9 protein-coding genes and 1 pseudogene are annotated in these 9,758 nt (G+C 67.3%); 5 read left to right on the plus strand and 5 right to left on the minus strand.

Features of this window, described 5'->3' with window-relative positions:
* The 3 genes from C5F44_RS17195 to C5F44_RS17205 form a co-directional block, all read right to left on the minus strand.
* On the minus strand, window positions 1–195 hold a 195-nt coding region (locus tag C5F44_RS17195; RefSeq protein WP_181318317.1), incomplete at its 3' end, for a CvpA family protein.
* Window positions 196–217: 22 nt separating this feature from the next.
* Window positions 218–1,576, minus strand: a complete 1,359-nt coding sequence (gene radA / locus C5F44_RS17200) for a DNA repair protein RadA (protein ID WP_107674834.1) — start codon at window positions 1,574–1,576, stop codon at window positions 218–220.
* A gap of 53 nt (window positions 1,577–1,629) precedes the next feature.
* The gene (locus C5F44_RS17205; protein ID WP_107674836.1) at window positions 1,630–3,558 is read right to left on the minus strand and encodes a heavy metal translocating P-type ATPase; all 1,929 of its coding nucleotides are present in this window, start codon (window positions 3,556–3,558) and stop codon (window positions 1,630–1,632) included.
* A gap of 139 nt (window positions 3,559–3,697) precedes the next feature.
* On the opposite strand from C5F44_RS17205, the gene alr reads away from it, so the two are divergent.
* The 5 genes from alr to C5F44_RS17230 all read left to right on the plus strand — a co-directional run bounded on the left by alr (window position 3,698) and on the right by C5F44_RS17230 (window position 7,301).
* Complete coding sequence (gene alr / locus C5F44_RS17210; RefSeq protein WP_107674848.1) at window positions 3,698–4,747, plus strand: alanine racemase; 1,050 nt, start codon at window positions 3,698–3,700, stop codon at window positions 4,745–4,747.
* Window positions 4,744–5,532 carry an MlaE family ABC transporter permease gene (locus tag C5F44_RS17215; RefSeq protein ID WP_107674838.1) on the plus strand — a complete coding sequence of 263 codons (789 nt, stop codon included), beginning with the start codon at window positions 4,744–4,746 and terminating at the stop codon, window positions 5,530–5,532. Before alr ends, C5F44_RS17215 begins: the two co-directional genes overlap by 4 nt.
* Window positions 5,529–6,287 (plus strand): ABC transporter ATP-binding protein, encoded by a 759-nt coding sequence (locus tag C5F44_RS17220; protein ID WP_107674840.1) that lies wholly within the window; start codon window positions 5,529–5,531, stop codon window positions 6,285–6,287. Before C5F44_RS17215 ends, C5F44_RS17220 begins: the two co-directional genes overlap by 4 nt.
* Before the next feature lie 92 nt (window positions 6,288–6,379).
* Window positions 6,380–6,826, plus strand: coding sequence for a hypothetical protein (locus C5F44_RS17225; protein WP_107674842.1), 447 nt, complete (start codon window positions 6,380–6,382; stop codon window positions 6,824–6,826).
* A 52-nt stretch (window positions 6,827–6,878) separates the two neighbouring features.
* Window positions 6,879–7,301 (plus strand): paraquat-inducible protein A, encoded by a 423-nt coding sequence (locus tag C5F44_RS17230; protein ID WP_107674844.1) that lies wholly within the window; start codon window positions 6,879–6,881, stop codon window positions 7,299–7,301.
* A gap of 11 nt (window positions 7,302–7,312) precedes the next feature.
* On the opposite strand, the gene C5F44_RS17235 is transcribed toward C5F44_RS17230, so the two are convergent.
* Together C5F44_RS17235 and C5F44_RS17240 are read right to left on the minus strand one after the other, a co-directional pair.
* The gene (locus C5F44_RS17235; RefSeq protein ID WP_107674846.1) at window positions 7,313–8,824 is read right to left on the minus strand and encodes a replicative DNA helicase; all 1,512 of its coding nucleotides are present in this window, start codon (window positions 8,822–8,824) and stop codon (window positions 7,313–7,315) included.
* A 237-nt stretch (window positions 8,825–9,061) separates the two neighbouring features.
* Window positions 9,062–9,741, minus strand: a pseudogene (locus C5F44_RS17240) (orotate phosphoribosyltransferase).
* Between the last annotated feature and the right edge of the window lie 17 nt (window positions 9,742–9,758).

Here is a 9,758-nt window from a genome sequence, read left to right on the forward strand (position 1 = left end):
GAGGAAATCGCCCAGCATGGGGATTTCCTTGACCAATGGTGTTGCGGCGGGCGCGAAGATGAAGGCCAGGATGGCCGCGCCGACCCAGCCAAGGATCGCCATCAGCTCGCGCACCAGACCCCGCGAATAGGCCAGGATCGCCGAGAGGAGGATGATCACGGCAGCGCCGCCATCGACCCAGGTAAAGTTATCCATCTGTCACCTCTCGGGCCTTTGGTCAGCCCGCTCCGAACATTTCACCGGTGAAGGCCGTCAGATCGGCCATTTCGCGCAACCGCAACCCGGCATCCGCCCCGTGTTTGGAGCCAGCCGGCAGGGCCGCCTGTGTGAAACCAAGTTTCGCGGCCTCTTTCAACCTGTTTTCCGTCTGCGACACCGGGCGAAGCGCGCCTGACAGGCTGATCTCGCCGAAAAGCACCATGTCGGGCGGGATCGCCACATCCTCGCGCGCGCTCAGCAAGGCGGCGGCCACGGCCAGATCGGCGGCGGGTTCGCTGACCTTGAGGCCACCGGCCACGTTCAGGAACACGTCCAGCCCGGTGAAGGGAATGCCGACGCGGGATTCCAGCACCGCCAGAATGGTGGACAGCCGCCCCGAATCAAGCCCGACCACGGTGCGCCGCGGCGTGCCAAGGGTGGACGGGGCGACCAGCGCCTGAATTTCGGTCAGCACCGGCCTTGTGCCTTCGATGCCCGCAAAGACCGCGCTGCCGGGGGCAGGGGCGTCGCGCGCCGACAGGAACAGGGCCGAGGGGTTCGACACCTCTTGCAGGCCGTTGCCGGTCATTTCGAACACGCCGATCTCATCTGCGGGGCCGAAGCGGTTCTTCACCGCCCGCAGGATGCGGAACTGGTGGCCGCGCTCCCCTTCGAAATACAGGACGGTATCGACCATGTGTTCCACAACCCGCGGGCCGGCGATCTGGCCGTCCTTGGTGACATGGCCGACCAGAATGACCGACACGCCGCGCCGCTTGGCGAAGGTCACCAGTTCATGCACCGAGGCGCGGACCTGGCTGACGCTGCCCGGCGCGGCCTCGACCGTATCCAGCCAGAGGGTCTGGATCGAATCCAGGATGGCCAGGCCGGGGCGTTCGGTATCCAGCGTGGTCAGGATGTCGCGCAGCGCCGTTTCGGCCCCCAGCTTGACCGGGGCTTCGGCCAGGCCCAGCCGTTGGGCGCGCATCCGCACCTGGGCGCTGGCCTCTTCGCCGGAAATATAGATGACGCTCAACCCCTTGCGGGCGAAACTTGCAGCGGCCTGCAACAGCAATGTCGATTTGCCGATGCCCGGATCGCCGCCGACAAGGATGGCCGAGGCGGGCACGAGGCCGCCGCCCAGCACACGGTCGAATTCGGCGATGCCCGAGGCGGCGCGCGGCGGCGGTGCCTCTTCGGTGGAAAGGTCGGTCAGCGCAATGCTGCGGCCGCGGGCGGTGGGGCCTTTCGGTCCCGAGGACAGCGGCGCCTCTTCGACGATGGAGTTCCACGCGCCGCAGGCTTCGCAGCGACCCGCCCATTTGCGGCTGGTGGCACCGCAGGCGGTGCAGGTGAAGGACGGGGCGGCCTTGCTCATGCCCCCTGCCTATCCCGGCAGGGGGGCGGCGGGCAAGCCTTGTGGCGCGGGCCTCAGCCCTTGCGGATCGGGTCGGCCAGAAGGCGCAAGCCGTTCAGCACCACCAGCAGCGTGCCGCCTTCGTGGCCGATCACCGCCAGCGGCAAGGGCAGTTCGAAGAACAGCCCGCCGATGACCAGAACCACCATGGCGCCAATGGCAAAGGTCAGGTTCTGCCGGATGATCCGCGCGGCGCGGCGGGAAATCCGGTGGGCGGCGGCGAGCTGGGCCATGTCCTCGGCCATCAGGGCCACGTCGGCGGCTTGCAGCGCCACCTCGCTGCCGGCGGCCCCCATGGCGATGCCGACATCAGCCCGCGCCAATGCTGCCGCATCGTTCACCCCGTCGCCCACAAAGGCCACAGCGCCGGTTTCCGCCATCAGCTCGACCAGTTTCACCTTGTCGGCGGGCAGCAGGTCGGCGGCGATGTCATCTTCGGCAAAACCAAGAGCGCGTCCGATGCGCAGCGCCACCGGGCGGCGGTCGCCGGTCATCATCAGGATGCGCTGCACCCCGCCTTGCCGCAACGCCGCCAGCGCCGCGGCCGAGGTTTCGCGTGGCGCATCGGCCACGCGCACCGCCCCCAGCACCTGTGCGCCCCGGCCAACCCAGACCTGCGTATCCTCGGCCGCGTCTGTTTGCAGGGCGGCGGCGGCCTCGGTTGCGCCCATCCGGTCCAGCATCCGGGCATTGCCGGCCCAGACCTGTGCGCCCGATGGATCCAGCCCGACGATGCCCTCCGACGCCAGAGCGCGCACCGCTGTCACCAGCACCGGCACCACCTCGCGCGCCAGCGCGGCGCGGCGGATCGCGTCGGCGATCGGGTGTTCGGACTGCGCCTCAAGCCCCGCCAGCAGCGCCAGCAGTTCGGTTTCGTCGCCGGAGGCGGCGTGGATGCCCGTCACTTCGGCCCGGCCGGTGGTCAGGGTGCCGGTCTTGTCAAAGGCGAAGGCCCGCACCGCCGCCAGCCGTTCCAGCGCGGCACCGCCCTTGAACAGAACGCCGCCGCGCGCCGAGGCCGACAGTGCTGACAGGATAGCGGCAGGAACCGAGATCACCACTGCGCAGGGGCTGGCCGCGACCAGCAGCGTGGCGGCGTGATAAAGCGCATGGTCCGCCTCATACCCCGCCGCGCGAAAACCAAAGAAGGCCAGGATCGACCCGGCCAGAACCGCGACCGTGTAGCGTTGGCCGAACCAGTCCGAGAACCGTTCCGACGGGGCCTTGGCGGCCTGCGCCTCGGTCACCAGCCGGATCATCCGCGCGACCGTGCTGTCGGCCAGTGCGCGTGTCACCTCGACCACGAGCACGCCGTCCAGGTTCACACAGGCCTCGAACACCGCCGCGCCGGGGCCTTTCTTCACCGGGAGCGATTCCCCGGTAACGGTCGCTTCGTCCAGCCGGCCTTCGCCTTCGACCACGCGCCCGTCGACCGGCACCCGTGCGCCGGGGCGCAGCACCACCCGGTCACCGGGAGCCAGATCGCCCACGGCCACCTCAACCACCCCGCCATCCGGCCCCAGCCGAAGCGCCGTGTCGGGGCGCAACTGCATCAGCGCCTCAACCGCGTTGCGCGCCCGGCCCATGGCGCGGCCTTCCAGCGTGCCGGCAATCGAGAACAGCGCCAGCAGAACCGCGCCTTCCAGTGGCGCACCGACCACTGCCGCCGCCAGGGCTGCGATCACCATCAGCAGGTCAATGTCCAGCACGCGGTTGCGGAACAGTTCGACCAGGGCGCTGCGCAACGGCGGCAATCCGCCGGCCAGATAGGCCAGGATCAGCGCCGCCCGCACCAGAAGTGCGGGCAGGGGCGTCAGAAAGGCATCAATCGCGGCAACGCACAAACCTGCAACGGTCAAGCTGGTCAGCACCAGGTCAAGTGCACCGTCGTTGGCGGGGTCTTGTGACGAATTTGCGTCAGCGGGGGGAATGTCATGGGCCATGTCCCTTGGTCGCCCTGTGCCGCGGCAGGCGCAAGGGACAAATTCCCGCAGCCGGCCCGGCCCTAAGCGGCTGCTGATGCCGCAGGCGGCCCGCCTTTCCCCCTTGACCCGGCGCCCGCACCTGCCGATTAAGACGCGCATGGCCAACGCGACCCTTACCATTGATCTTGAAGCTATCGCCCTGAACTGGCGTGCCCTTGACCGGCTGTCCGGCCCAGGGGTGCAGACGGCCGGCGTCGTCAAGGCCGACGCCTACGGCCTTGGGGCCGGGCGTGTGGCCCGTGCGCTGGCCCAGGCCGGCGCCCGCCGCTTCTTCGTTGCCCTGGCGGAAGAAGGCGCCGCCGTGCGGCAGGCGCTTGGCCCCGGCCCGCAGATCAACATCCTGTCCGGCCACATGCCTGGCGACACCGAGATGATCCACGATCTCGACCTGACGCCGATGCTCAACAGCCTGGAACAGATCACCCGCCACCTTGAGGCGCTGCCCGGCGCCCCCTTTGGCGTGCAGCTTGACACCGGGATGAACCGGCTGGGGCTGGAAATGGTGGAATGGCAGGCCGTGGCCCCGATCCTGATCGAGGCCGGTCCCGTGATGGTGATGAGCCACCTTGCCTGCGCCGATGAACCCGATCACCCGATGAACCTGCGCCAGTTGCAGACTTTCCACGAGATGACCGATGGCATCGGCCTGCCGCGCAGCCTGGCGGCTACCGGCGGCATCATGCTGGGGCCGCAGTATCATTTCGATCTGACCCGTCCCGGCATCGGCCTTTATGGCGGGCGCCCCTTCGACACCGCCGAGCGCGTGGTCAGCCTGTCGCTGCCGGTGATCCAGACCCGCGAGGTCGCCCCCGGCGAAGCTGTGGGTTATTCCTGCGCGTGGGAGGCCGAAGGGCCGGCGGTCATTGCAACCGTGGCTGCCGGCTATGCCGATGGCCTGCCGCGCACGCTGTCGAACAGGGCCATGCTCTGGGACCGCGATATTCCCTGTCCGCTGGTCGGCCGGGTGTCGATGGACCTGATCACCGTCGATGTGACCCATCTGCCCGAAGTGCCCCGGACGCTGGACATCCTTGGCCCCTATCAAAGCCCCGACGATCTGGCCGATGCGGCCGGAACGATCAGCTATGAAATCCTCACCTCGCTTGGGGCCCGCTACGCCCGCCGCTATCAGGAGCGGCGCGGATGACCGGCGCGCTGCCGGCGGCGCTGGCGGCCCTGGGACGGCCCGTTCTTGCCGCGCTGGCGGCGGTGGGGCGGGTGGTCTTGTTCGCCATCGCGGCCGTGGGCCACATGCTGCGCCCGCCGTTCTATGCCCGGGAATTCGGCCATGCGGTGATGCAGATCGGCTGGAACTCTCTGCCCGTGGTGGGCATGACCGCCATCTTCACCGGCGGCGCGCTGGCTTTGCAGATCTACGCCGGCGGATCGCGCTTCAACGCCGAGGCGGTGGTGCCGCAGATCGTGGCCATCGGCATGGCGCGTGAACTGGGGCCGGTGTTGGGCGGGCTGATGGTGGCGGCGCGTGTCGCCAGTTCGATCGCTGCCGAGATCGGCACCATGAAGGTGACCGAACAGATCGACGCGCTGGTGACGCTTTCCACCAATCCGATGAAATACCTGACCGCGCCGCGCCTTCTGGCCGCCACGCTGACGGTGCCGGTGCTGGTTGGCGTGGGCGATGCCATCGGCATCATGGGCGGCTGGATGGTCGGCATCACCCGGCTGGATTTCAATTCGGCCACCTATCTGAAGAACACGATGGACTTCCTTCAGTTCTGGGATGTCGGGTCGGGTCTGGTGAAGGGCGCGGTGTTCGGCTTCCTTGTGGCGCTGATGGGCTGCTACCACGGCATGAACTCTGCCCGCGGCGCGCAAGGTGTGGGTGCCGCCACCAAGGCCGCCGTCGTTTCGGCCAGCGTGCTGATCCTTGCGTCCAACTACATCCTGACCGAGGTGTTCTTTTCGGCATGATCGAGCTGCGCGGCGTCCACAAGGCCTTTGGTGCGAACCGTGTCCTGCAGGGCGTGGATCTGGTGATCCCGCGCGGGCAAAGCATGGTGATCATCGGGGGGTCGGGCACCGGCAAGTCTGTGCTGCTGAAATGCGTGCTGGGGCTGGTGCGTCCCGATGCGGGCAGTATCACGCTGGACGGGCAGGATGTCACCCGCCACGACAGCGGGGCCGAGCGTGACGCCTTCCTTGCCCGGTTCGGGATGCTGTTTCAGGGCGGGGCGCTGTTCGACAGTATGCGCGTCTGGGAAAACGTCGCCTTCCGGCTGATGCGCGGTGCGCTGAAACGCCCCAAGGCCGAGGCGCGCGAGATCGCGTTGGAAAAGCTGCGCCGCGTCGGGCTTGGGCCCCAGGTGGCCGACCTTTATCCCGCCGAATTGTCGGGCGGGATGCAGAAGCGGGTGGGTCTTGCCCGCGCCATTGCCGCCAACCCCGAGATCATCTTCTTCGACGAACCGACCACCGGGCTGGACCCGATCATGTCGGGCGTGATCAACGATTTGATCCGCGAAATCGTTGTCGAGATGGGCGCCACCGCCATGACCATCACCCATGACATGTCCTCGGTCCGCGCCATTGCCGACCGGGTGGCGATGCTGCACGGCGGGCTGATCCGCTGGACCGGCCCGGTATCAGAAATGGATGCCACACCAGACCTTTACGTCCAGCAGTTCATCCACGGCCGCGCCGAAGGACCGATACCGTCGGTGCGCTAAGCGGCGTTTGGTCCCGGACCTTGCCCCCGAAAAGGCTTGCCGAATCCCTGCAAGCGCAGTTGGCTGGTTCCGGGGGCAAGGGAACTGCGAACATGGCACAGGACAGGGCCAATCCCGCTTTTCTGCCCGGCACGCTGCGTGGCGCGGCCTTTGGTCTTGCCTGCGCTCTGGCGTCGGGTCTGCTGATCGTGACCGGCCTTGTCTTTGCCGGGCGGTTGGCCTGGTGGCCGCCGGTGCCGCTGCTGCTGGCCGGTATGGCCGTTCTGGCCGGGGCACTGGCTTTGTCCCTGGCGCGGCGGGGGCGATCCGACAGAGACCGCGACGCCATGATCGCGGCGCTGACCGACGAACTGGCCGCCGCCCGTCAGGATTGTGCAACGCTGCAACGCTGGCTGGATACCCCCGCTTCGGCGCCAAGGACGGCCCGCCCGGCGGCCGTGCCTGATCTGCCGTCCAACGTCGTGCGCCTGCCCGAGCGCCGGGCCACACGCCCGGCCAGCCTGCCGGTGCGCCCGGAACGGCCGGCCCCGCGGCGCTGACCGCCCGCGCGCGCCTCTTGACCGCGCAGCCTGTGGCTGGCAGGCCGTGGCAATGACCGCCGCGCTCAATCTGGCCCTTCTGCTGCTGTTTCCCGTCGCGTGGTTCGCGCCGCTCATGCGGGCGGCCCTGCTGCCGGTTTTCGGCATGGACGAGATCAGCGTTATCACCGGGCTGCAATCGCTGTGGGGCAGTGATCCGGCGCTGGCGCTGCTGGTCACCTTCCTTGCGGTCTTTGCCCCCTATGCCAAGGTGATCGGGCTTGCCCTGGTGCAGTTCGGCCTGCTGGCGCCGCGCGTGCTGCCGGCGCTGCATGTTCTGGGCAAGCTGGCCATGGCCGATGTGTTCCTGATCGCGCTTTACATCGTCATCGCCAAGGGCGCGGGGATGGTCACGGTGGAAACGGCCTGGGGCCTGTATCTGTTCACCGGCTGCATCCTGGCCTCGCTGTTTCTTGGCTGGCGCACCGCCCGCTGACGGGCGGCGGCTCAGAACCCCACGTCCGGCCCGCCTTCGCCCTGCCAGGGCTTGGCCAGGTTACCGAAGCGGGTGAAGCGGCCCTCGAACGACAGCTCCACCGTGCCGATCGGCCCGTGACGCTGTTTGCCGATGATGACTTCGGCCTTGCCATGGCATTGCTCCATGACCTGCTGCCAGGCCGCCATCTTCTCAAGCTCATGGTCGGCGGGCTTCTCGCGTTCCTTGTAGTATTCCTCGCGGAACACGAACATCACCACGTCGGCGTCCTGTTCGATGGACCCCGATTCCCGCAGGTCGGAAAGCTGCGGTCGCTTGTCCTCGCGGCTTTCCACCTGGCGGCTCAACTGCGACAGCGCGATCACCGGGATGTTCAGCTCCTTGGCAATGGCCTTGAGCCCCTGAGTGATTTCCGAAACTTCCTGCACCCGGTTTGCCTCGGACGCCCGGGATGAGCCCTTGAGAAGCTGGAGGTAGTCGATCATCAGCACATCCAGCCCGTGGGTCCGCTTCAGCCGCCGCGCCCGGGCGGCCACTTGCGAAATCGGCAGGGCCGGGGTGTCGTCGATGTACAGCGGGCAGGCCTCCAGATCCTTGGCGGCATCGACAAAGCGGCGGAACTCGGTCTCGGTCATGTCGCCGCGCCGGATCTGTTCCGACGGCACTTCCGAGGCTTCGGACAGAATCCGCGCGGCAAGCTGCTCGGCGCTCATTTCCAGGCTGAAGAAGCCGACGACCCCGCCTTCCACCGCGCCTTCGCTGCCGTCCGGCTTGCGGCCACGGCGATAGGCCTTGGCCACGTTGAAGGCGATGTTGGTCGCCAGCGAGGTTTTCCCCATCGAGGGGCGGCCGGCCAGGATCAGCAGGTCGCTTTCGTGCAGGCCGCCCAGCTTCTTGTCCAGATCGACCAGCCCGGTCGAGATGCCCGCCAGCCCGCCACCGCGCTGATAGGCGGCATTGGCGACGTTCACCGCATCGGTGACGGCCTTGAGAAAGCTCTGGAAACCGCGTTCGGCAACGCCCTGTTCGCCCAGCTTGTACAGCCGCTGTTCGGCCTCGGTGATCTGCTCGCGCGGCTCGCTGTCCACCTCGACCTTGGCGGCCTTATCGGAAATGTCGCGGCCAAGCTGGATCAACTCGCGCCGCACCGCCAGATCGTAGATCATCTGCGCGTAATCGCGGGCCGCAAAGGCGCTGATGGCCGATCCCGCCAGCCGCACCAGATAGGAGGCGCCGCCCAGTTCCTTCAGCCCGCTGTCATCCTCCATGAAGGCCTTCAGCGTGACGGGCGAAGCCAGCGCGTTCTTCTGGATGCGGGCGCTGGCAATCTCGAAGATGCGGGCGTGGACCGGGTCGAAGAAATGCTCTGACCGGATCAGGCTTGCGATACGGTCATAGATGTCATTGTTGACAAGGATCGCACCCAGAAGCTGCTGCTCGGCCTCGATGTTGTGCGGCAGCGCCTCGGTCGCCGCCGCTGCGACGGCCGGAACCGCCGGCCGCAAAGCTGCGATTTCGCTCATGCCTCAACTCCCTCTTTTCAGACACGTCTTCTGCGCGTGTTCCTTCGGTCAGGCAATCCCGGGAAGACCCTGGGGATAACCTGGCCAGACCGCAAATCTAACCCGAGACCGGCCGAGTCGGCCACCACTGCTTGGGCCGCGCAGGATGTGATCCACAAGAAATCAGGGACGAATCACAGATGTCCCCAAATTCTCCACACAACCATGCACCGTTTTCTTGGCAACAGTCCGTTGCCGTCAGCCGCCCTTGCGGGCCTCTTGCCAGGCGCGCGGGTTCTTCAGGAAGTCTTCCACCCCGGCCAGTGTTTCGGCGTCAAAGCTGCCTTGGGCGCGGGCCTCGGCCAGCATGTCCCACCAGGTGCACAGATGGATCAGCTTGACGCCATGGTCGGCCAGACGGGCCTCGGTTTCGGGGAAGATGCCGTAGTAGAAGATCACCGCCGTATGGCCGCAGGTGGCGCCGGTGTCGCGGATCGCATCCACGAATGACAGTTTCGACCCGCCGTCGGTGGTCAGGTCTTCCACCAGCAGCACGCGCTGGCCTTCGGTCATCGCGCCCTCGATCCGGGCGTTGCGACCGTAGCCTTCGGTTTTTTCCGCACATAGGTCATCGGCAGCGCCAGCCGCTCGGCCACCAGCGCGGCAAAGGGGATGCCGGCGGTTTCACCGCCCGCGATGTTGTCGAAAGCCTCGAACCCGGCCTCGCGCATCACGGTCACCGCCAGGAAATCCATCAGCGTTGACCGGATGCGCGGATAGGAAATCAGCTTGCGGCAGTCGATATAGGTCGGGCTGGGCAGACCGCTGGCCAGCGTGAAGGGCTCGCGCGCGTTGAAATGCACCGCGCCGATTTCCAGAAAGGCGCGGGCGGTCAGACGGGCGATCTCTTCTTTCGGGGGGAAGCTGGCGGGAATCATCTCGGTCCTTTCGGGCA

This window comes from Fuscovulum blasticum DSM 2131 (assembly GCF_003034965.1).
In the GTDB taxonomy this organism is placed as follows: domain Bacteria; phylum Pseudomonadota; class Alphaproteobacteria; order Rhodobacterales; family Rhodobacteraceae; genus Pseudogemmobacter; species Pseudogemmobacter blasticus.